Below are 21,634 nucleotides of genomic sequence, written 5' to 3' on the forward strand. Positions count from 1 at the left end.
TTTTTCAGGGACGTGCCGCCCCGGCCGCACCACGCACGATCTGCTCCTTGAACCAGGCAGCCGTCCGCCCGGTGAGCACGGTCCGTCCCGGGGAGTCGTCCGCGTGCAGAAACTGGATGACGCCATCGCGCCGACCGAGGCTGATGCACTGGAAGAAGTACCGGAACCGCAGCTCACGGGGTGCACGACCGGCCAGCCGTGCGACAACTGCGTCGGCCGCGTACTTGCCGGTGGGCAATGCCGTCGCACATGCCATCCGCAGTTCCCGACCACCCGGACCCGCGATCACGGCAGCGTCGCCCGCCACGTAGACATCCGGATGCGATACCGACCGCAACGTCTCGTCGGTCAGCACCCGACCATGCCCGTCCACCGCGAACCCGGCCCGCCGCGCCAGCTCCGGCACTCCGAAACCAGCGGTCCACACCGTCGCGGCGGCCTCGACCACGGACCCGTCGGCCAACCGAACGCCTTCCGGAGTCACCTCGATAACTTTTGCGTCCGAACGGATCTCGACCCCGAGCCGCTCCAGCGCCCGTCGCACATGATCGCGCGCCCGCGTCGACAGCCAGGAGGCAGGCTCATCCGAGCCGAGCAGCACCACCCGCAAGTCCGGTCGGGACTCGGCCAGTTCCGCGGCCAGCTCGATGCCGGTGGCACCGCCACCGACCACCACGATCCGCCCGATCGCAATGCCGTTCCGCAACCACTCCGAATCATCGGGTGTGGCAACCGAATACGCGTACTCCGCCACCCCTTGGACGCCCGCAGGATCGTTTGTACTGCCCAGCGCATAGATGAGCGCGTCGTATTCGAGATCCGGTGCGCCGTCGAGGATCACCTGCTTGTGCTCGGTATCGATCCCCTGCACCCAAGCACGTACGAAGTGAATTCGCTTGGATTCGAGCAACTCTCGCAGGTCCCGTGCCGGAATCGACTGCCCCGCACCGTATTGGTGCAACCGCACCCGTTCGACAAAGGTCGCGCGGGCGTCGACAACGGTGATGTGGGCGTCGCGGGCGGTGCGCGCCAACCTGCGGGCCGCCGCCAGCCCCGCGTATCCGGCGCCGAGGACGACGATTCGATGCTGTCCGGTCATGATGTGGCTCCCTTTCGATCGGCCGACACCCCTTAGACGGGACAGCCCTCCGATCCCTGACAGCCTCGGGAAATGACCCGCGTCACGCCCGCCCGATATAGGTCAGCTTCTCCGGATTGACGATCATGCGCAGCGCGGTCACCGAATCGTCGAGGGTGTCCACGCCGACGACCAATGCGGGCTCCCCCGCCAACCGCACGACGACCGCGAGCGCGCCGTTGATCTCCTCGAGCGCCATCACCATCCCCGGCACCTCCCACCGGAACAGTCCGGCCACATACCGCGCGACCGCGGGAGCCCCGACGATCGGGCGCCGAGCCGCGGTGACCTGACCGCCGCCGTCCGCGGTCGAGACGACATCGGCCGCGAGCATCCGCTCCAATGCCTCGATATCCCCGATGCGTGCCGCCTTCAGGAAGCGCTCGATCAGCTCACGGGCTTGATCGGCCGGAACATCGAAGCGCGGCCGCCCCTCGCGCACCCGGATACCGGCCCGGCGGAAGATCTGCTGCGAATTGGCCTCGGATACCGCGAGCATGTCCGCGATCTCCCGGTGTGCGTATCCGAATGCCTCGCGCAGCACGAAAACCGCACGCTCGATGGGGCTCAACCGCTCCAATGCCGTCAGCAGCGCCAGCGAAACCAACTCGCGCTCCTCCACCGTCTCCAACGGCCCGAGCTCACCGCGCGCGGTCGGTACCGGCTCGGGCAGCCACGGCCCGACGTAGGTCTCCCGACGGGCCCGCGCCGAAACCAGCCAGGTACGGCAGAGATTCACGACCGCGGTGGTCAGCCAGGCCTCGGCCGAGCGAATCGTGGTGCGGTCGGTGCCATCCCAGCGCAGGTAGGTCTCCTGTACCGCATCCTCGGCCTCGGTCGCGTAGCCGAGCATCCGATAGGCGAGCGCGAACAGGCGCGGGCGATGCGCCTGAAATTCGCGCAATCCATCCGGTTCCACCGCCACCTTCTTCCGTGCTCGGCCGCCGAAGATGACGGTACCGGTCGGGATCCACCCTGCCTTCGACAGTTCGGAGGCCGACCCGATGGTCCGGCCACCACCGAAAACCCGACCCAGATCGAATCCCCAGAACCCCAAACCACCAAGTGCCGCAACGCTGCTCATAGGCGCAGCATTCCCGCGCGACCTAGACGATTCCTTAAGGAATACCAGGCAAGCCGCAACAGCTCAGAGGTGCAGATCGTCCGCCCGACGCTCTTTACCCGGACTGCGCAGCCGCAGGCGGCTCGCCCCGCGAATCGCCGGACGCCGCAGCGCGGGCCGTCGCCGCTGCGCCCGCCGCTGGGCCCGGCGTTCGGATGGCTTGTGCTGCCAGGTTTCCGGACGCGCGGCCACCCAGCGCTGCGAATGCCAGGCGAACGGGATATGCCCGAGGTACAGCGCGACCAGCACCAGCAGCAGCACGATCGGATAGGTGACCAGCAGCGCCGCCGCGAGCGCAGTCAGCACCAGCAGCCCGGCAGCCGCCTGCGGCGCCACCGATACCGACTTCATGGCCAGCGTCGGAATCGTACTGACCGCCAACGCCGCCGCGAACAAGGTCCAGGCCGCGACCTCGTAGTAGCCGACCCACCAGCCGTCACCGAACTGCACGTACAGCCCGATCGGCACCAGCGCGATCAGCGCCGCCGCCGGTGCGGGGACGCCGACGAAATACTCGCGCGCCCACTGCGGTCGAGTGTCGTCGTCGAGCAGGGTGTTGAACCTGGCCAGGCGCAGCACAAGGCTCACCGCGAAAACCAGCGCGATGATCCAGCCCGCGCTGTTGCTGTCCAGCAGCGCGATGTAGATCACCAGACCGGGCGCGACTCCGAAGGAGATGGCGTCGGAGAGCGAATCGAGTTCCGCGCCCATCTTGGTGGTGGCGTCCAGCATCCGGGCGAGCCGACCGTCGAGGGTGTCCAGTACGGCCGCGGCGCCGACCATCGCCAAGGAGATGTCGAGCTTGTCGTCCAAGGCGAACTTCACCGCGGACAGTCCGGCACACAGCGCCATGATCGTCACGATGCTCGGCAACAGCCGGATGGTCCGGCGCCTTCGCTGCGGTGTGGGCAGGGCCTGCTCCATCATGAGTCCGTGGAAAGTACGGCCAGCACGGTCTCGCCCCCGATCGTGCGCTGTCCGGGTTCGACGAGTAATTCGGTACCCGCCGGGAAGTACGTGTCGACCCGGGACCCGAAACGGATCAGGCCGTAGGTATCGCCGATGGTCAGTTTGTCACCGACCTGCGCGTCGCAGACGATGCGCCGCGCCAGCAGACCCGCGATCTGCACGACCACGAGCTGCGCGCCACCGGCGGTGTCGATGACCATGCTGTTGCGCTCGTTCACCGCACTGGCCTCGGGCAGATCCGCCGAACGGAACTGACCGGACTGGTGCAGCACAGTGCGCACGGTGCCGGAGATAGGGGTGCGTTGCACATGGACGTCGAGCACCGAAAGGAAGATGCTCACGCGCGGCAGCGGCGCATCGCCGAGGCCCAGTTCGGCGGGCGGCGTCGCGGTGTCGACCAGAGCGATCTCGCCGTCGGCCGGGGCGACGACCACCCCCGCCCGGTTCGGCGGCACCCGGTTCGGATGCCGGAAGAAGGTCGCGCAGGCCGCGGCGGCCAGCAGGCCCGTGCGGCGCACCCACTTGCGCTTACCCCCGATGACCGCCACCGCGAGCGGCGCCGCGACGAAGGGCAGCCCGGCGGGATGCAGCGGGGGAATCGCGGCCCGGACCAGATCGACGACATGGCCGACTCCGGTCGTTTCGGGCGTGCCGGGCGGGGTGGGACGGCGTGCCACAGGCTCCTCTTTCGTGCTCGATGCAGACGGTTTGCGCCCCTCAACGATAGGTCCGGCGCAAGCGTTCACACCTTACGGGAACCGAGCCTGTGGCACCCGCTCTCAGTGCACGGCTTTACGGCCGGTGAACAGCCGCACCAGGAACAGCAAGATCACCGCGCCACCGAGGCAGGTGAAGAAGCTGAACCAGAGTCCGCCGCCCTCGACGTCGACGCCGAGCACCTTGAGCAGGAATCCGCCTAGTAGACCACCGACCACACCGACCACGATGTTGAGGAGGATGCCCTGTTGGGCATCCGTCTTCATGATCTTGCTGGCGATCCAGCCGGCAAGACCGCCGATGATGATCCACCCGATAATCCCGAGTCCGAGCATGGTGTCCTCGAATCACTAGTTGGGGCGACGCCACACCACAGGGCGTGCTTCGAGGGTATACCCGCCAAATGTGAGAATACGCACTCCCAACACACGCGACACGGGCTAATATGAGGGGGCCTCATGTCTACGGTGACGTAGGCGGCCGGCCGATGAGGGACTCATTTCGATGCTTTCGGGGTAACAACCCGGCGGCGCCGCCGCAGGTACATAGGAGACGCATTATGGCTGCTCAAATCACCCAGACCACAGGGGCTGAGCACACGGCGATCCTCGGGCTCGGCGTTTACCGCCCCGCTCGAATCGTCACCAACGACGAGGTCGCCGGGCCCATCGACTCGAGTGACGAGTGGATCCGCACCCGGTCCGGAATCAAAACGCGGCGTTTCGCCTCGAAGGAAGAGACGATTCACAGCATGAGCGTCGCGGCCTCCCGCGGCGCGCTCGAATCCGCGGGAGTCGAGGCCGATCAGATCGACTGCGTCATCGTCGCCACCTCCACCCACCTCTTGCTGACTCCGGCGGCCGCGCCGCAGATCGCGACCGAGCTGGGCATGAACGGCACGGCGGCGTTCGATATCTCGGCCGGATGCGCGGGCTTCTGTCACGCGCTCGCGCTGGCCTCGGATCTGGTGCGCGCCGGGACGGCCGTACATGTACTGGTGATCGGCGTGGAGAAACTGACCAACACCATCAATCCGAAGGACCGCGCGACCGCATTCCTGTTCGCCGACGGCGCGGGCGCGGTGGTGGTCGGTCCGTCGGAGGAGCAGGGCATCGGCCCGACGGTCTGGGGGTCGGACGGTACCCAGCACCACGCGATCCGGCAGGACAAGGACTGGATCGAATTCTTCGAGGAGATCGAGGAGAAGGGCCTGGACGCGGTACGGCCCTACCTCGCCATGGAGGGTACGGCGGTATTCCGCTGGGCCGCACATTCATTGGAGAAGGTCTGCCGCGACGCCATCGATCGCGCGGGCCTATCCACCGATGACCTGGACGCGATGATCCCGCACCAGGCCAACGGCCGGATCATCGAGATCATGGCCCGAGTGCTGAAGCTGCCCGAGCACTGCGCGCTGGCCAACGATATCGAGGAGACCGGAAATACCTCGGCCGCCTCGATTCCGCTGGCCATGGAGGCGCTGCTGCGCAAGGGTGAGTCGAAGCCGGGCGATACCGCGCTGCTGATCGCCTTCGGCGCCGGTCTCTCCTACGCCGCGCAAGTCGTGACGCTGCCCAACTGGCAGTAACTCAGCTACGCGGCGGCCTCCACCGCGGCCTTGATCTTGCCGAGCGTTTCGTTCATCCCGCGCTCGAGCAGTTCCTCGAACGGCGCCTCGCCGCCCATCGCGGCATCGATGGACTTGCGGGAGAACCAGCTGGTGCCGTTGGGCACATCACGGCGTTCGATCAGCCGCGTGCCGGTGGCGGTCGGCTCCAGCGTGTAGCTCCAGATGCTGCGGTTCTCGTTGATCCGAAATGCGAAGGCCTGATTGGGCTCATAACGCACGATGCGCGCGGTGGTCGGCCAGTACTTCTTGCCGTCGGTATTGAGGTTGATCGTCCAGGTGCCCGCTTTCGGCGTACCGAGCGCGCGCATCCGTACGCACTGCGGGCTGAACTCCGGCATCCGCTTGAGATCGGCGACGACGGCCCAGACCTGTTCCGGCGGTGCCGCGATCTCGATCGTGGCTTCGATATTTTTCGGCAACGCTGCCTCCGGAGGACTGTGCGACGGATGTGCTGGCCCTTTCGAGCGACCTGCAAGCAGTCGCTACGTGTAGCACGACTTGACGATTTGGCAACAGCCTAGTCGGCGACTCTTGGAAGACAAATGTGTCACTTTTTCGCGATTTGTTTACCCGGCCGTGTAATGGCGCGCGCACAATGGCGGATAGACGAAGCATCAGACACTGCCACAAGCTTTTCCGTCAAGCGTGAGGTGATCGGCCGTGAAACTGCGCTCGCTCTTACATCGTCGGCACGGGGGTCAGGTTCCGCTGCTTCCCGCCATCGCACCCGAGACACCCGCTACTCGAGACACCTTCACGCCGCGCATCGCACGCGCGATAGTTCCGGACGAACAACTGGAGCGCCTGCTCACGCCCACCGAACTCGACTTGGTGCGCGAGCATCGCGTTTGACGAGCGTTCCATACTCGATAGGTGACTGCACCCGCTGCTGCGAAGCCGGCCATCCTCAGCGTCGACGACGATCCGGGAGTTTCCCGCGCGGTCGTTCGCGACCTGCGCCGCCGTTATGGGGCCGAGTACCGGATTCTGCGCGCGGAGTCGGGCGCGGACGCACTCGACGCACTGCGTGAGATGAAACTGCGTGGCCAACCGGTCGCGGTCTTGATCGCCGATTATCGGATGCCGGGCATGGACGGCATCGAATTCCTGGAGCAGGCCATGGACCTGCACCCGTACGCGCGGCGTGTGCTGCTGACTGCCTACGCCGATACCAGCGCCGCGATCGACGCGATCAATGTCGTCGACCTCGACCACTATCTGCTCAAGCCGTGGGATCCGCCGGAGGAGAAGCTCTATCCGGTGCTGGACGGACTGCTCGAGGCCTGGCGCAGCAACGACCACAAACCCGTCACCGAGACCAAGGTGGTCGGCAACCGCTGGTCCCCGCGGTCGTCGGAGGTGCGCGAATTCCTGGCCCGTAATCAGCTGCCCTACCGCTGGTACCTGGCCGAGGAACCGGAAGGCGCACGGCTGCTGGAAGCGGCGGGTGCCGATCCCAATATCTGTCCGGTGGTGATCACCCCGGGTGGGCGGGCACTGGTGCAACCGAGCGACGGCGAGCTCGCCGAAAGTGTCGGGCTGAACACCAATCCGACCGGCGACTTCTACGATCTCATCGTGGTCGGCGGCGGACCCGCCGGACTCGGCGCGGCGGTGTACGGCGCCTCCGAGGGCCTGCGCACGGTGCTCGTCGAGCGCACCGCGACCGGCGGCCAGGCGGGCCAGAGTTCACGCATCGAGAACTATTTGGGCTTCCCGGACGGGCTGTCCGGCGCGCAGTTGGCCGATCGGGCACGGCGGCAGGCCGCGAAGTTCGGCGCCGAGGTGATCACCACGCGCGAGGTGGTCGGGCTCGAGGTGAACGGGTCCGCGCGCACCGTGCGGTTCGCCGACGGCGGGCGGCTGTGCGCGCACACGGTGATCATCGCGACCGGTGTGGACTACCGGCGTCATCCCGCACCGGGTGTGGACGATTTCACCGGGCGCGGTGTCTATTACGGCTCGGCCATGACCGAGGCCTCCGAATGCGCCGACCACGACGTCTACATCGTCGGCGGGGCGAATTCGGCAGGGCAGGCGGCGGTATTCCTGTCCCGCAACGCGCGCACGGTGCATCTGGTGGTCCGCGCGGATTCACTGGAGAAGTCCATGTCGCACTATCTGATCCAGCAGATCGCGCAGATACCGAATATCCGCGTGCACACCGATACCGAAGTGATCGGCGCCGACGGCGACGATCACCTGCAGCAGATCGTGGTGCGCAACAACCGGACCGGCGCGGAAGAAAAAGCCGAGGCCGAACGGTTGTTCCTATTCATCGGTGCCGCACCACAGACCGACTGGCTCGACGGCGTGGTCAAGCGGGACGAGGCGGGCTATGTGCTGGCCGGTCCCGATCTGCTCGTCGACGGAACCAGACCCGCGGGCTGGGAGCTACCCAGACCGCCGCATCACCTGGAGACCAGCGTCCCCGGCGTTTTCGTCGCGGGTGACGTGCACGCCGATTCGGCGAAGCGGGTCGCCTCGGCGGTCGGCGAGGGTGCGATGGCGGTCATGCTCGTGCATCGGTACCTGGCGTGATAGGAGGCTGGACCATGAATTCGAAGGAGACAGCGGATCGCAGCAGTCATCTGGTCTGCGATCCGGTGGAGCTGCGCAGCCTCTTTCTCTTCGAGAAGCTCACCGACGAACAGCTGAATCTGCTGTGTGCCGATGGCCGCATCGAGATCGTCGAACCGGGACTGGTGTTCCGCGAGGGCGATCCGGCCACCTGCTTCTACGTGATGATCGAGGGCGAGGTGCAGCTCACCAAGCTCTCCGGTGGTGCCGAGATCGAGACGACGCGCACCGACTACCGCGGCGCGTACGCGGGTGCGTGGACCGCCTACCTCGGCGACAAAGTGGACCAGACCTATAACGGCTCGATGTACGTGACTCGCAGGTCGCGGTTCTTCGTGCTCGACGCAGGCACCTTCGCGCGGATGATGCACGACTGGTTCCCGATGGCCGTACACCTGCTCGAGGGCGCGTTCTTCGGCAACCGCAAGAGCAACGAGCGGATCGCCGAGCGCGAACGCCTGCTGGCGCTCGGGTCGCTGTCGGCTGGTCTGACCCATGAGCTGAACAACCCGGCCGCCGCGGCGGTGCGCGCCACCTCCGGGCTGCGCGACCGGATCGCCGGTATGCGGCACAAGCTGGCGATGATGGCGCAGGGCAAGTTCGATACGGCGTCGCTGGAGGCGTTGGTGCGGCTGCAAGAGGAAGCGGCGGCCCAGGTCGCCAAAGCCCCTGAGCTCACCACGCTGGAGGCCTCCGAACGCGAGGATCTGCTCAGCGAATGGCTGGAGGGCCAGGGGATCGACGACGGCTGGAATCTGGCCCCGAATTTCGTGCAGGCCGGCTTCGATGTGGATTGGCTGGAACGGGTTTCGGCAACTCTCGATGGCTCTCCCGACCAGGTGTTCCAGGGCGCGATCCGCTGGCTGAACTACACCATCGAGACCGAACTGCTGATGAACGAGATCGCCGATTCGACCACGCGTATCTCGACCCTGATCGGCGCGGCCAAACAGTATTCGCAGATGGACCGGGCACCGTTCCAGGTGGTCGACATCCACGAACTGCTCGACAGCACGCTGGTGATGCTGAGTCGCAAGATCGGCGACGGCGTCGAGGTGGTCAAGGAATACGACCGGACACTGCCCGAAGTGCCCTGCTACGCGGCGGAATTGAATCAGGTGTGGACCAACCTGATCGATAACGCGGTATACGCGATGAACGGCGAGGGCACACTCACCATCCGCACCAGGCACGAAAACGACTGCGCCGTCATCGAGATCGGCGATACCGGCACCGGCGTACCGGCCGAGGTGCGCAGCCGCATCTTCGAACCGTTCTTCACCACCAAGCCGGTGGGCGAGGGAACCGGTCTCGGCCTGGACATTTCGTTCCGGATCGTGGTGAACAAGCACCACGGCGATATCCAGCTCGATTCCGAGCCGGGCAATACCCGATTCACGGTCTGGCTCCCGCTGCACCGTCCCGACGAAATGCCGGAGTCCGGCGACCGTTCCGAAGTCGATGCAGGAGGTCAGTGATGACGCAGGAGTTGGAGGGTATCGATCCCGTGGTCGCGCCCAGCGGTCCGGGCTGTATGGAATGTGAAGCGGCCCAGGGCTGGTGGGTGCACCTGCGGCGCTGCGCGCAGTGCGGCCATATCGGCTGCTGCGACACCTCGCCGGAGCAGCACGCCTCCAAACACGCCAAGGACACCGGACATCCGTTCATCCAGAGCTATGAGCCGGGCGAGGATTGGTTCTTCGACTTCCGCTCCGACGAGATGTACAGCGGCGGGCCGGAACTCGCACCGCCGAAACACCATCCGGTGGACCAGCCTGCGCCCGGACCGCGCGGCCGGGTGCCCGCCGATTGGCAGACTCGCATCCACTGACCATCAGGGATCGTTTGGAAAAACGTAAGAGCCGCACCGGGCTGTGGGCTCCATGACAACCGAACGAGCTCACCCGGTACCCTGCACCGGACGCGCCGGAGACTCCGGCGCCGCGAGTTACCGGGGAACGCACGTGATCAAGCGAGTTACCGCCATCGTCCTAGCCACCGGGGCGGTGGCCGTCGCGCTGGCCGGATGTGGCAGTTCGGACGATTCCAGCTCCGACGCGAACGGTCTGCGCAAGGGCGCCACGGGCGCCAGTACGTCCGCTGGCACCACGTCCGCGACCGGCGCAGCGCCGACGACGGCCGCCGCCGCACCGACCACCACCAAGACCACGGCGAGTTACCCCTCGCTCGGCCCCGCGTCGAGCACCACCTGCGGTGAATTCAAGAAGTTGGACAGCACCGAGGAGAAGGCGTTGATCGAGAAGGTGCTCGCGGAGAATCCGGGCAGCGAGTTCGAGGGCAGCCCGAACGTCGCCCTCGGCACCGCCAAACTCGTCTGCCTGGCCCCCAGTTACGCCGATACCCCGGTCGCGGTGGCCGTCGGGATCGTCGAAAAAGACAAGTAGGGCCGCGCTGCTCGGTCGCAGCACCGACGGCACATACACAGAACGCGCGTACACAGCGGGCAGGCGCTGTGTACGCGCGTTCTACTTATGGCGCGACGATCAGGGCTGACCGGTGGCGAACGCGATCACGGCGTCGAGGAACTCCTGGCCGCCCATGACGTATCCGCCGATCAGTGCACCAGCCGGGATGCTGATGATCCACAGGAAGGGGATAAAAGCCCCGATGACGGCACCGATGACGATGCCCGGCAGGTTCTTGTTGACCTGCTCCATGAGCCGGTCGTAGGAGCTGATGTCCTTCAGCCCCGCAATGTCCTTCAGCTTCGCGGTGTCCGCCGGGGTCATCGTCGAAGCCAGCGCGAGGGTGTGGCCGTCCGCGCTGATCTGCTGGCTCACCGCGATCGGCAGTCCCGCGACCTCGGAGTGCAGCGGCACCTGGTCCACCGTCGCGCCGTCGTCGGACTTCAGCAGCACTGCGGCACCGTCCGAGGCGAGCTCGAACCGGCCGCTGTCAACCGCCCAGGTGATGGTCTTATCAGTTGGGGAAACCGTTGTGTGGTAGTTGATTCCGTGTACAACACCAGAAGTCACGTCCCCCGGAGTCACTGCCGCCGGCTGGTCAGTCGCCACGGCGGGCTGCCCATTGGCGGTAGCTGCGGTAATCCCCACCGCGGTGACAGCCATGAAGACAGCAGTAGTGATCTTTCCGAACTTCATTTCTTGAATTCCCTCCACTTTGTTGTCCCGCCCGACAAGGGGCGGGATCAGAACGTTAGCGTGCGGAATTCGTTGTCGCACATTGGGGTTCGTCAGTCACGAAATCGTTGCCGAAGTTTAACTATCCACAATTCCGTGGATCAATTTGCGATGCAGTCGGGCCACATGAGGGATGCCCCGCATTTGCTCGAGCCGAGTTTCTAACTCCGCAACAGTCGCCCGTCATATCGCAAGTGAGCCGTAGGCCCAGGTCGATCCACGGTGGGGCGGCGTATTTGCCAAGGCTAGTGACGTCGACTCGGACAGGCGTACCAGTCTCCGGGGCGAAATTACTGGTCAGAGCGCACTGCCGCGATTGCACGTCCGATCGACGATATCGACGACGATCCGCGGCCGTTTTCGGTTCCGTGAGTACATTCACAATTTTCGGATGGCAGGGCGCAAATAGCGGATCGGGCACTCACCATCGACGATTTTCCGCATATCTCGGATCTTTCCGACGGACCGCCGACCAACCGGGGCCGGACGCGGGCAGAATGACACAGTGGCAGAACTTGCGCTCACCGCTCGACTGAATCCCTCCGCCGCAGATGCCAGGCGCGGGGTGGTCCGGTTGCATCCGGAGGCGCTGACCGCGCTCGGCCTGCGGGAATGGGACGGTATCGCGCTGATCGGGGCGCGGCGCACCGCCGCGGTCGTCGGGGTGGCTCCGGCGGGCACACCGGCCGGGGTCGCGCTGCTCGATGACGTCACATTGTCCAACGCGGGGCTGCGTGAGGACGCGAATGTGGTGGTCTCGCCCGCGACGGTATACGGGGCCAAGCAGATCTCGGTGAGCGGTTCGGTGCATGCCACCAGGACCATTCCGGCGGCGACGCTGCGGCAGGCGCTGCTGGGCAAGGTGGTCACGATCGGCGACGCGGTCTCGCTACTGCCCCGCGACCTGGGTCCGGATATCAGCTCCTCCGCTGCTACACAGGCACTTTCGCGCACCTTCGGCATCGCGTGGACCACCGAGTTGCTGACCGTCACCGCGACCGATCCCGGCCGCGCTCCGGTGAGCGTGCAGCCGAATACCGCGGTGGTCTGGGGCGCGAGCGCGGTGGCGGCCCGGGATTCCGCCGATCGGGCGGCGGCCGGGCTGCCGGTACCAGCAGGTGAGGCCGCGCGTGGGGCCACCGAGGCCGCGGCGCTGGCCGCGACCAATGGGGCGGGCGCGGGTTGGACCGCGACCGTCGGCGAGTCGACCATCCCGGTCGAGGACCTGGCTGGTGCGCATGGGCAGGCGGCGAAACTCCAGGAGTGGCTCAGCCTCGCGCTCGACGAACCGGAACTGCTGAAGGCCCTGGGCGCTACACCGCATCTCGGGGTCTTGATCACCGGCCCGGCCGGGGTCGGCAAGGCTACGCTGGCGCGTGCGGTGGCCGCGCCGCGGCGCATCGTCGAACTGGATGGTCCGACGGTCGGCGCGGCTGAAAGCGGTGCGCGGTTGCGCGAAGTCGCGGCCGCGGTGGCCGAAATCGGTAGCGGGCGAGGCGGAATCCTGCTCGTCACCGATATCGACGCACTGCTGCCCGCACCGGCCGAACCGGTCGCCACGCTGATCCTGGACCAGTTGCGCGCGGCGATCGCCGAGCCCTGCGTGACACTCCTGGCGACCACCGCGCATCCGGCCGGTATCGATCCGCGGCTGCGCGCACCCGATCTCTGCGATCGCGAACTCGCACTCGCGCTGCCGACCGCCGCCGTACGCAAGGCACTGCTCGAGCAGCTGTTGCGCAAGGTACCGACCAAGGATCTGAAACTCGACGAGATCGCCTCGCGCACACCCGGATTCGTAGTCTCAGACCTGGCCGCGCTGTGTCGGGAGGCGGCGCTGCGTGCGGCTTCGCGGGCCAGTAAACAACAGTCGGAACCGGAGCTGACCCAACCCGACCTGCTCGGCGCCACCGAGGTGATCCGGCCGCTATCGCGTTCCGGGACCGAGGAACTCGCGATCGGCAGCCTCAGCCTGGACGACGTCGGGGACATGGCCGAAACCAAAGAGGCGCTCACCGAAACCGTGCTCTGGCCGCTGCGCCACCCGGATTCGTTCGCCCGCCTCGGTATTCGTCCGCCGCGCGGCGTACTGCTCTACGGCCCGCCGGGCTGCGGTAAGACCTTCCTGATCCGCGCACTGGCCGGGACCGGTCAGCTCAGCGTGCATTCGGTCAAGGGCGCCGAGTTGATGGACAAATGGGTCGGCGCCTCCGAGCGTGCAGTGCGCGAATTGTTCCAGCGCGCACGCGATTCCGCGCCATCGCTGATCTTCCTGGACGAGGTGGACGCACTCGCGCCGCGCCGCGGTCAGAACAGCGACTCCGGCGTCGGTGACCGCGTGGTCGCGGCACTGCTCACCGAACTCGACGGCGTGGAACCGCTGCGCGATGTGGTGGTGCTCGGCGCGACGAACCGTCCGGAACTGATCGATCCCGCACTGCTTCGCCCCGGCCGATTGGAACGGCTGATCTTCGTGCCGCCGCCGGACGGCGACGCCCGACTGGAGATCCTGCGGGCCGCCGGGAAATCGGTGCCGCTGGCCGCCGATGTCGACCTGGCCGCGCTCGCCACCGATCTGGACGGCTATTCCGCGGCCGATTGCAGTGCGCTGCTGCGCGAAGCCGCATTTGCCGCGATGCGCCGCGATGTTGACGCCGCCGATGTCACCGCCGGGGATGTCGCGGCGGCCAGGGCGGCGGTGCGGCCGTCACTCGATGCCGAGCAGGTCGAGTCGCTGCGCCGGTACGCGGACAACCGCCGATAGCCGTTGCCGATCAGAGCAACCTTCCGGTAATTACTGTCTTCCTGCGTTTTCCGCAAATCCGACATATCCGGGCAATATGGGCGCAATCACATGCTCCCGCGTCGCGCGGGGGTAAGTTCGACGAGGTGCACAAGATCGGCAATGCGATCGACACGATCACGGCCTTCTTCGGGGCCGCGGTCGCGGGCGTCGCACTGTTCCTGCCGATCACCTTCAGTTGGAGCGCCGACAGCTCGCCGTATCGGTTGGCCAGCCTGAACAACAGCGTGCCGCGAAGTGCCGCGATCGGGGTGATCGTCGCGGTGGCCATCGCGGTGCTGGTGATCACCTTTCACAAGCCGCTGGTGGCATGGGCGGCGGCACTGTTCGGCGCGGTCGGCATCGACGTCAATCACTTTGCCGGACGCCATGTTTCCTCGACCGACCTGCTGACCACCCAGAACTATCTGGATTCGATCCTGGCCGGTGTGCTGCTCGGCGCCTTGGGCGCGGCAGTGCTGCGTCGACCGGGTCCGGCGGCCGGCTTCGTGATCGGCGCCGCCGGCTTCTTCGTCTACGGTGATCTCGCGGAACTGCTGGAGATCGCCGACGACGATCCGCACGCGGTGCTCGAGACACCGCCGCGCTGGCTCGTCAGCGTCGCGGTAGTACTGCTGATCGTCAGTGTGCTTCGCAATCGGTCCCAGCCCGAGGAATCGAAACCGCCGCGGATCGCCGTCGAACTTCCGGTCACGCCGATCCTGGCCTCGATGGTGCTGGCACTGGTGATCCTGGCCATTACCGAATGGCTGGCGCGGCAGTATCAACATGCGCCGAATGTCAGTCATGCGATCGAAATCGGGATGGCGGTCGCCGCGACGATCATCGCCGCCACCGCCGCGGCCATGCTGCTACCCGGACGCGACGGCACCGGGGTGTATCTGGCGGTGAGTCTGGTCGCCGCCACCGATGCGATCGGCGGGGATCCGCGGCCCGGGTGGAGCGTTGCCGCGCTGATCGCGGTCACCGCCGTCGGGCTGCTGATCGGGATTCGCCTGCCCTCGACATTCATCGCCATCCTGCTGATCACTGGACTCGCGGTATTCGCCCTGGTGAGATCCCCCGACCATCGCTATGCGACCGCGGCGGGCAGCGTGGCCCTGGCGCTCACGGCTGGTTACTGTTGCGGCACCGCGCGTCCCCGCTACGCACCGAGCGGAGTGCTCGCAATCTCGGCGCTGTACCTGCCGTCGATCATCACCGCATTGCCGCACGACACCGCCGAGTGGCCGCCGCACGGGGGCGCCGACCATCAAGCGCTGGTCGGCCGGACCGCGCTCGCGATAGTCTGCGGTTCGGCCCTCGGGCTGGTGGTGCTGCGCCGATTCCGGCCGCGCAGCCGACCCAAGCCGGGGCAATCCGTCGACGACGAAACGTTAGCGGACATATAGCCCACCAGCCCGGAGATGGCATACGCCATACTCGCTCGGCCGACGAAACCCCCAGGCTCCAAGTAGGATCATTCGGTATCACCCCGCCGCAACTACCCGACGGAGTGCAGTTTGCTCGGAATCCTGCTCGCGCTCGTGACAGCCGCACTTGCGGCACCGTTGTGCGTGCGGGCGTTGGGGCGCAACGGTTTCTACGTACTCGCGCTCGTCCCGTTCGGCTGTCTCGGCTGGGTGATCGCGAATTGGGGTAGAACACAGCGGGTTCGGGTCGGTTGGGCGCCGAGCATCGAAATGAATATCGAGCTGCGCTTCGATTCGCTGGCCGCCATCATGTCCGCGCTGGTGCTCGGCATCGGCGCGGTGATTCTCGCTTATTGCGCACGGTATTTCGAGGACGACGAACCGCGGTTGCCGGTGTTCGCGGCCCAGTTGGTCGCCTTCGCCGGGGCCATGTTCGGCCTGGTCACCAGCGATAATATGTTGCTGCTCTTCGTCTTCTGGGAAATGACGACGGTGTTGTCGTTCCTGTTGGTCGGCCACAATGCCGAACAGGCGGTGAGCAGGCGGGCCGCGATCCAGGCGCTCTTGGTGACCGGGGCGGGCGGGCTGGCGATGCTGGTCGGGATCATCATCCTCGGTCAGGTGAGCGGCAGTTATCTGCTGTCGGATCTGTTCGCCGGACCGCCTTCCGGCATCGCGGTAGATGTCGCGGTGGTGCTGCTGTTGGTCGGGGCATTGAGCAAATCGGCGATCGTGCCGCTGCACTTCTGGCTGCCGGGTGCGATGGCGGCGCCGACACCGGTGAGCGCGTACCTGCATGCGGCGGCCATGGTGAAGGCGGGTGTTTATCTGGTGGCGCGGTTGGCGCCGGTCTTCGCAGAAAGCCCGGCTTGGCATCCGCTGATCCTGACGCTCGGTGTGGCGTCGATGGTGCTCGCGGGATTGCGGTCGTTGCAGGTGACGGATCTGAAGCTGGTGCTCGCCTTCGGGACGGTGAGTCAGTTGGGGTTCCTGATCATGCTGGTCGGGCTGGGAACGCCGGATGCGGCACTGGCCGGGGCGACCTTGATCGTGGCGCATGCGCTGTTCAAGGCGTGTTTGTTCATGGTGGTCGGGATTATCGAGCACGGGGCCGGTACGCGGGATCTGCGGGAGTTGTCGGGGCTGGGGCGGCGTGCGCCGGTGCTGTGCGGGGTTGCGGTGCTGGCGGCGCTCAGTATGGCCGGGATTCCGCCGCTGGTGGGGTTCGTGGGCAAGGAAGGTGCGTTGGCCGCGGTGTTGGATGCCGATGTCCTCGGCGAACCGGCCAAGGCCGCGTTGGCCGTCGGTGTGGTGCTGGGATCCATGCTGACTGTTGGCTACAGCATTCGGTTCATTTGGGGAGCCTTTGCGGATAGGGAGGTGCTATCCCGTGGCGAGCCCGAGAGCGGAGATCTGCATGCTGACGGGGACCTGCACCTTGCGGAGCGCGGTTATGGTCACTGGCATGCGCCGGGAGCGCTGTTCACGGCTGCGCCCGGCTTGCTCGCGGTGGGGAGCCTGGTAGCCGGTCTCTGCGCACCATGGCTGGACGATCTATTGAATCCCTACGCGAAAACCCTTCCCGGCGTGCTCGATTCGCATCTCGTACTATGGCACGGCTTCAATGTTCCACTGGCACTGACGATCCTGATCACCTGCGCGGGCATCGTGGTTTTCCAGCTGCGCGGTCACATCGGCGAATCCGCGACCATGCTCGGCAATGCCGACCGCGCCTACGACGCCACCCTGCGGGCCATGGACCGGCTGTCACTGCGGATGACCGGTGCGGTGCAGCGCGGTTCGCTGCCGCTGAGTCAGGCGGCGATCCTGGTGACATTGATCCTGCTGCCGACGGTGCTGCTCGCGCTCGGCACGCACACCGGAGTTCGCCTGCGCCTGTGGGATTCGCCGTTCCAGGTCGCCATCGGCGCGATCATGGCCGTCATGGCGCTGGCCGCGACGGTGCTGCGCAACCGTTTGGCCGCCGTGCTCGTCGTCGGCGTCACCGGTTACGGCTGCGGTGTGATCTTCGCGCTGCACGGTGCGCCCGATCTGGCGCTGACCCAATTCCTGGTCGAGACACTGACTTTGGTGATCTTCGTACTGGTGCTGCGCGCCTTCCCGGCCGAAATCGACGAAAGCCGCACGGCCGCATTCAAAGTGCGTCGGGCGATCCTGTCGGCACTGGTCGGTGCGACGGTCGCGGTGCTGGCCGCCTTCGCCGTCGCGGCCCGCTCCACCGAACCCATCTGGCACCTGATCCCCGATGCCGCATACACATTCGGCGGCGGTAAAAATGCCGTCAATGTTCTGCTCGTCGATATCCGGGCCTGGGATACCCTCGGCGAGATCTCGGTGCTCGTCGTGGCCGCGACCGGTGTGGCATCGCTGGTATTCCGCAGCCGACGTTTCGGCAGCGCGCCGCGCGCGGCGGACTCCCCGGACTACGATCCGGACCTGATCAGCTGGTTGCCCGCGGGGCGGCTGGTGGGTCGGCGCGAACGATCGATGGTCCTGCAGGTCACCACCCGACTGGTCTTCCCGACCATCATGGTGCTGTCGGTGTACTTCTTCTTCTCCGGCCACAATGCGCCGGGCGGCGGTTTCGCGGGCGGACTGACCGCCGGACTAGCCCTGACGCTGCGCTATCTCGCGGGCGGCCGCTACGAACTCGGCGAGGCACTGCCCGTCGATGCGGGGCATTTGCTCGGCGGCGGGCTGGCGCTGGCCGCCGGAACCGCGAGCACCTCACTGCTGCTCGGCGCGCCGCCACTGTCGTCGGCGATCGTGGAAGTGACGCTGCCGGTGATCGGGCACGTCAAGGTGGTCACCGCATTGTTCTTCGATCTCGGCGTCTATCTCATCGTGGTCGGGCTGGTCCTGGACGTGCTGCGCAGCCTGGGCGCGCGCCTGGACAGCGAGCTGGCCACCGACGAGGACGAATCCACCTCGGCGCAAGGACGTTTCCAGTGAGTGCGAATCTGACCCTGCTGATCCTGATCGGGATTCTCGTCGCGTGCGGTGTCTATCTGATCCTCGAACGCGCGGTGTCGAAAATGCTGCTCGGCATGATCCTGTTCGGCAATGCGGTGAATCTGCTGATCCTGACCGTCGGCGGGCGGGACGGTCGGCCACCCATCCGTGGTGAGGGCAAAGAGGTGGCCGATCCGCTGGCCCAGGCGATGGTGCTCACCGCGATCGTGATCACCATGGGTCTCGCGGCCTTCGTGCTCGCCCTCGCCTATCGCTCCTACATCCTCACCACCACCGACACCGTGCAGAACGATCCGGAGGACGCCGAGGTCGCCGCCCGGCGCGAGGCAGAGGATCCGGCGCATTGAGTCTGCTGACCACGCTCGCGCCGCTACCGGTCCTGGTGCCCCTGCTCGGGGCGGCGGGCACGCTGGTGTTCGGGCGGCAGCCGCGCATCCAGCGCTCCGTCATGCTGTTCGTGCTGTCGGTCGTGGTGGCCATCTGCGGGATGCTGCTGTATCTGGTCGATCGCGACGGAACCACCGCGCTGCAGGTCGGCGGTTGGGGTACGCCGATCGGCATCACGCTGGTGGTCGATCGACTATCCGCGGCCATGCTGCTCGTCTCCGCGATCGTGCTGCTCGCGGTCTCGGTCTACGGTGCGGGCCAGAATATCCGTGACGGTGACGACCGCCAGCCGACCTCGATCTATCGACCGACCTATCTCGTACTCACCGCGGGTGTTTCGGCCGCATTCCTGGCCGGTGACCTGTTCAACCTGTTCGTCGGCTTCGAAATCCTGCTCGCCGCATCGTTCGTGCTGCTCACCGTCGGCGCGACCGCGGACCGGATCCGCGCCGGTATCGCGTATGTGATGGTCTCGATGGTGTCGTCGCTCATCTTCCTGACCGGCATCGCGCTGGCCTACGCGGCCACCGGAACACTGAATCTGGCCCAGTTGGCGGTGCGAATGGGCCAGGTGCCCAACGGTATTCGGATGGCCGTCTACGCGGTGCTGCTGGTCGCCTTCGGCATCAAGGCGGCGGTCTTCCCGCTCTCGAACTGGCTGCCCGACTCCTACCCCACCGCACCCGCACCGGTGACTGCGGTCTTCGCGGGCCTGCTGACGAAAGTCGGTGTGTACGCGATCATCCGGACGCATTCCCTGCTGTTCCCCGACGGCGGATTCGACGATGTGCTGCTGGTCTGTGGCCTGCTCACCATGTTGGTCGGGATCTTCGGTGCGATCGCCCAGAGCGATATCCGGCGCCTGCTGTCGTTCACCCTGGTGAGCCATATCGGCTACATGGTGTTCGGTATCGGACTCTCCACCGCCGCAGGCCTTTCCGGTGCGGTGTTCTACGTGGCGCACCACATTCTGGTGCAGACGGCGCTGTTCCTGGTGGTCGGACTGATCGAGCGGCAGGCAGGATCGGTATCACTGCGACGACTGGGTGGTTTGGCGGCGGCCAGTCCGCTGCTGGCGATCCTGTTCCTGGTGCCCGCCTTGAATCTCGGTGGTATACCGCCGTTCTCGGGATTCATCGGGAAGGTCGCGCTGCTGCAGGCGGGTGCGGCAGCTGGCAGCGTACTGGCGTGGGTGCTGGTAGCAGGATCGGTAGTGACCAGCCTGCTGACGCTGTATGCCGTGGCGCGGGTGTGGAGCAAGGCGTTCTGGCGGCCGCGCATCGAGGCGCCGGAGGGGCATCTCACCGCGGCGAAACCACCGACGCTGGTGGAGGATTCGACCGATATGCTCTACGACGAACGCACCGATCCGGGACGCATGCCGCTTTTGATGGTTGGGTCGACAGCGGCGCTCGTGATGGTCGGTCTGTGTCTGACCGTATTCGCCGGTCCGATTCTGCGCATCGCGGACCGCGCCGCCGACGACCTGAGCAATCCGGCGGTGTATGTCGGTGCGGTGCTCGGCAATTCGCATGCCGACGCGAAGGGGACGAACCGATGAGCACCGCACGTAGCCTTGTCCCGAATCGATCGACGGTCGTGCGCGTCGGTGTGCTGTTGTGGCTGACGGCCGTGTGGTTGACGCTCTGGGGCGATCTCAGCGTGGGCAATCTGCTGGCCGGTCTCGTGGTCGGTGCGTTGATCATGTTGACCCTGCCACTGCCGCGCGTCCCGGTATCCGGACGACTACATCCGCTGTCGCTGATCGAATTGATCATCGTCAGTTCGTATTACGCACTGGAATCCAGTCTGCAGGTCGCCTGGTTCGCGATCCGTCCGGCGCCGCCGCCGGTCTCCGGTGTGCTGCGGGTGAATCTGAGTGTGCGATCCGATCTGGTGCTGGTGTTGTGCGCCGATGTGCTCAATCTGATTCCGGGCACCATGGTGCTGGAGATCGACCGGCAGCGCTGCGTCTTCTATGTGCACGTCCTGGACGTGAGCAGTGAAAAGGCGGTCGACACGTTCTACCGGACCACCCGACGGCTGGAACGGCTGCTCATTTCGTCGTTCGAACGCCCCACCGAATGGCGTTCGGCCCGAACAACTCCGGAGGTGGAGTCGTGAACGTTGTCGCGATTGTGGCGGGCATCATGCTGATGGCCGCCGCGGTGATCGTCAGTTACCGCATCCTGGCCGGTCCGAGCACCCTGGACCGCGTTGTCGGCATCGATTCGCTGGTGGCCATTGCCGCCTCCGGCCTGGCGGTCTGGGCCGCCTACAGTGACGACACCACGGTCGTTCCCGCGATCGTCGCGCTGGCGCTGGTCGGCTTCCTCGGCTCCGCAGCGGTGTCCCGATTCCGCGTTCGGGATGACGTATGAATCTGTGGCACTTGGCCTCCGGCGTCCTCATCCTGAGCGGCGCGACACTCGCACTGACCGCGTCGATCGCAATCGTGCGCTTTCCGGACACCCTCTCGCGCATGCACGCCGCCACCAAACCCCAGGTCGTCGGCCTGATCCTGGTTCTGGAAGGTGTGGCGATCCAGTTGCGCGGGCACGGCAATATCTGGCTGCTGGTGCTGGTCGGGCTGTTCACGCTGCTCACCGCGCCGGTCATCGCGCATCTGATCGGGCGGACGGCCTATCGGGAGCAGCGCTACCGTGACGGGCTGTTGCGGTTGAACGAGTTGCGGGACGACACGTTGTAAGCCGGGCCTG

At 66.3% G+C, this 21,634-nt stretch carries 21 protein-coding genes; 14 read left to right on the forward strand and 7 right to left on the reverse strand.

Annotated features, from left to right (window positions below):
- Nucleotides 1–4: 4 nt before the first annotated feature.
- From OIE68_RS28775 to OIE68_RS28795, 5 genes are all read right to left on the reverse strand, one after another.
- On the reverse strand, nucleotides 5–1,099 hold the full coding sequence (locus OIE68_RS28775; RefSeq protein ID WP_327094186.1) for an NAD(P)/FAD-dependent oxidoreductase: 1,095 nt from the start codon (nucleotides 1,097–1,099) through the stop codon (nucleotides 5–7).
- A gap of 82 nt (nucleotides 1,100–1,181) precedes the next feature.
- A complete protein-coding gene (locus OIE68_RS28780) occupies nucleotides 1,182–2,222 on the reverse strand; it encodes an RNA polymerase sigma-70 factor (protein ID WP_327094187.1) in 1,041 nt (346 codons plus the stop codon).
- 63 nt (nucleotides 2,223–2,285) lie between these two features.
- The gene (locus tag OIE68_RS28785; protein WP_419150812.1) at nucleotides 2,286–3,185 is read right to left on the reverse strand and encodes a CDP-alcohol phosphatidyltransferase family protein; all 900 of its coding nucleotides are present in this window, start codon (nucleotides 3,183–3,185) and stop codon (nucleotides 2,286–2,288) included.
- Nucleotides 3,185–3,907, reverse strand: coding sequence for a phosphatidylserine decarboxylase (locus OIE68_RS28790; protein ID WP_327094189.1), 723 nt, complete (start codon nucleotides 3,905–3,907; stop codon nucleotides 3,185–3,187). Before OIE68_RS28790 ends, OIE68_RS28785 begins: the two co-directional genes overlap by 1 nt.
- A 102-nt stretch (nucleotides 3,908–4,009) precedes the next feature.
- Complete coding sequence (locus tag OIE68_RS28795; protein WP_327094190.1) at nucleotides 4,010–4,282, reverse strand: GlsB/YeaQ/YmgE family stress response membrane protein; 273 nt, start codon at nucleotides 4,280–4,282, stop codon at nucleotides 4,010–4,012.
- 224 nt (nucleotides 4,283–4,506) lie between these two features.
- Here OIE68_RS28795 and OIE68_RS28800 point away from each other — a divergent pair, with 224 nt between their 5' ends.
- A complete protein-coding gene (locus tag OIE68_RS28800) occupies nucleotides 4,507–5,535 on the forward strand; it encodes a beta-ketoacyl-ACP synthase III (protein ID WP_327094191.1) in 1,029 nt (342 codons plus the stop codon).
- Nucleotides 5,536–5,540: 5 nt separating this feature from the next.
- Here the strand turns inward: OIE68_RS28800 and OIE68_RS28805 are convergent, their stop codons facing one another.
- Nucleotides 5,541–5,996 (reverse strand): SRPBCC family protein, encoded by a 456-nt coding sequence (locus OIE68_RS28805; RefSeq protein ID WP_327094192.1) that lies wholly within the window; start codon nucleotides 5,994–5,996, stop codon nucleotides 5,541–5,543.
- A 241-nt stretch (nucleotides 5,997–6,237) separates the two neighbouring features.
- On the opposite strand from OIE68_RS28805, the gene OIE68_RS28810 reads away from it, so the two are divergent.
- The 5 genes from OIE68_RS28810 to OIE68_RS28830 all read left to right on the forward strand — a co-directional run bounded on the left by OIE68_RS28810 (nucleotide 6,238) and on the right by OIE68_RS28830 (nucleotide 10,562).
- The gene (locus OIE68_RS28810; RefSeq protein ID WP_327094193.1) at nucleotides 6,238–6,429 is read left to right on the forward strand and encodes a hypothetical protein; all 192 of its coding nucleotides are present in this window, start codon (nucleotides 6,238–6,240) and stop codon (nucleotides 6,427–6,429) included.
- Between the two features lie 21 nt (nucleotides 6,430–6,450).
- Nucleotides 6,451–8,118 carry an FAD-dependent oxidoreductase gene (locus tag OIE68_RS28815; RefSeq protein ID WP_327094194.1) on the forward strand — a complete coding sequence of 556 codons (1,668 nt, stop codon included), beginning with the start codon at nucleotides 6,451–6,453 and terminating at the stop codon, nucleotides 8,116–8,118.
- 14 nt (nucleotides 8,119–8,132) lie between these two features.
- Nucleotides 8,133–9,635, forward strand: a complete 1,503-nt coding sequence (locus OIE68_RS28820; protein ID WP_327094195.1) for an ATP-binding protein — start codon at nucleotides 8,133–8,135, stop codon at nucleotides 9,633–9,635.
- Nucleotides 9,635–9,988 (forward strand): UBP-type zinc finger domain-containing protein, encoded by a 354-nt coding sequence (locus OIE68_RS28825; RefSeq protein WP_327094196.1) that lies wholly within the window; start codon nucleotides 9,635–9,637, stop codon nucleotides 9,986–9,988. The genes OIE68_RS28820 and OIE68_RS28825 overlap by 1 nt, the downstream gene beginning before the upstream one ends.
- Nucleotides 9,989–10,121: 133 nt before the next feature.
- Nucleotides 10,122–10,562: a hypothetical protein gene (locus tag OIE68_RS28830; protein WP_327094197.1), complete on the forward strand. Its 441-nt coding sequence runs from the start codon at nucleotides 10,122–10,124 to the stop codon at nucleotides 10,560–10,562.
- Between the two features lie 99 nt (nucleotides 10,563–10,661).
- On the opposite strand, the gene OIE68_RS28835 is transcribed toward OIE68_RS28830, so the two are convergent.
- Complete coding sequence (locus OIE68_RS28835; protein ID WP_327094198.1) at nucleotides 10,662–11,279, reverse strand: hypothetical protein; 618 nt, start codon at nucleotides 11,277–11,279, stop codon at nucleotides 10,662–10,664.
- 544 nt (nucleotides 11,280–11,823) lie between these two features.
- Here OIE68_RS28835 and OIE68_RS28840 point away from each other — a divergent pair.
- The 8 genes from OIE68_RS28840 (at nucleotide 11,824) to mnhG (ending at nucleotide 21,624) form a co-directional block, all read left to right on the forward strand.
- Nucleotides 11,824–14,082, forward strand: coding sequence for an AAA family ATPase (locus OIE68_RS28840; protein ID WP_327094199.1), 2,259 nt, complete (start codon nucleotides 11,824–11,826; stop codon nucleotides 14,080–14,082).
- A gap of 125 nt (nucleotides 14,083–14,207) precedes the next feature.
- Nucleotides 14,208–15,512, forward strand: coding sequence for a hypothetical protein (locus OIE68_RS28845; protein WP_327094200.1), 1,305 nt, complete (start codon nucleotides 14,208–14,210; stop codon nucleotides 15,510–15,512).
- Between the two features lie 111 nt (nucleotides 15,513–15,623).
- Entirely contained in the window at nucleotides 15,624–18,506 is a 2,883-nt protein-coding gene (locus OIE68_RS28850; protein ID WP_327094201.1) for a Na+/H+ antiporter subunit A, read from the forward strand.
- Nucleotides 18,503–18,874, forward strand: coding sequence for a Na(+)/H(+) antiporter subunit C (locus OIE68_RS28855; protein ID WP_327094202.1), 372 nt, complete (start codon nucleotides 18,503–18,505; stop codon nucleotides 18,872–18,874). Before OIE68_RS28850 ends, OIE68_RS28855 begins: the two co-directional genes overlap by 4 nt.
- Complete coding sequence (locus OIE68_RS28860; protein WP_327094203.1) at nucleotides 18,871–20,475, forward strand: Na+/H+ antiporter subunit D; 1,605 nt, start codon at nucleotides 18,871–18,873, stop codon at nucleotides 20,473–20,475. The genes OIE68_RS28855 and OIE68_RS28860 overlap by 4 nt, the downstream gene beginning before the upstream one ends.
- Nucleotides 20,472–21,038 carry a Na+/H+ antiporter subunit E gene (locus tag OIE68_RS28865; protein ID WP_327094204.1) on the forward strand — a complete coding sequence of 189 codons (567 nt, stop codon included), beginning with the start codon at nucleotides 20,472–20,474 and terminating at the stop codon, nucleotides 21,036–21,038. The genes OIE68_RS28860 and OIE68_RS28865 overlap by 4 nt, the downstream gene beginning before the upstream one ends.
- Nucleotides 21,035–21,295 (forward strand): monovalent cation/H+ antiporter complex subunit F, encoded by a 261-nt coding sequence (locus OIE68_RS28870; RefSeq protein WP_327094205.1) that lies wholly within the window; start codon nucleotides 21,035–21,037, stop codon nucleotides 21,293–21,295. Before OIE68_RS28865 ends, OIE68_RS28870 begins: the two co-directional genes overlap by 4 nt.
- Nucleotides 21,292–21,624, forward strand: coding sequence for a monovalent cation/H(+) antiporter subunit G (gene mnhG, locus OIE68_RS28875; RefSeq protein ID WP_327094206.1), 333 nt, complete (start codon nucleotides 21,292–21,294; stop codon nucleotides 21,622–21,624). The genes OIE68_RS28870 and mnhG overlap by 4 nt, the downstream gene beginning before the upstream one ends.
- Nucleotides 21,625–21,634 lie beyond the last annotated feature (10 nt).

Source organism: Nocardia vinacea, from assembly GCF_035920345.1.
Lineage (GTDB): Bacteria > Actinomycetota > Actinomycetes > Mycobacteriales > Mycobacteriaceae > Nocardia > Nocardia vinacea_A.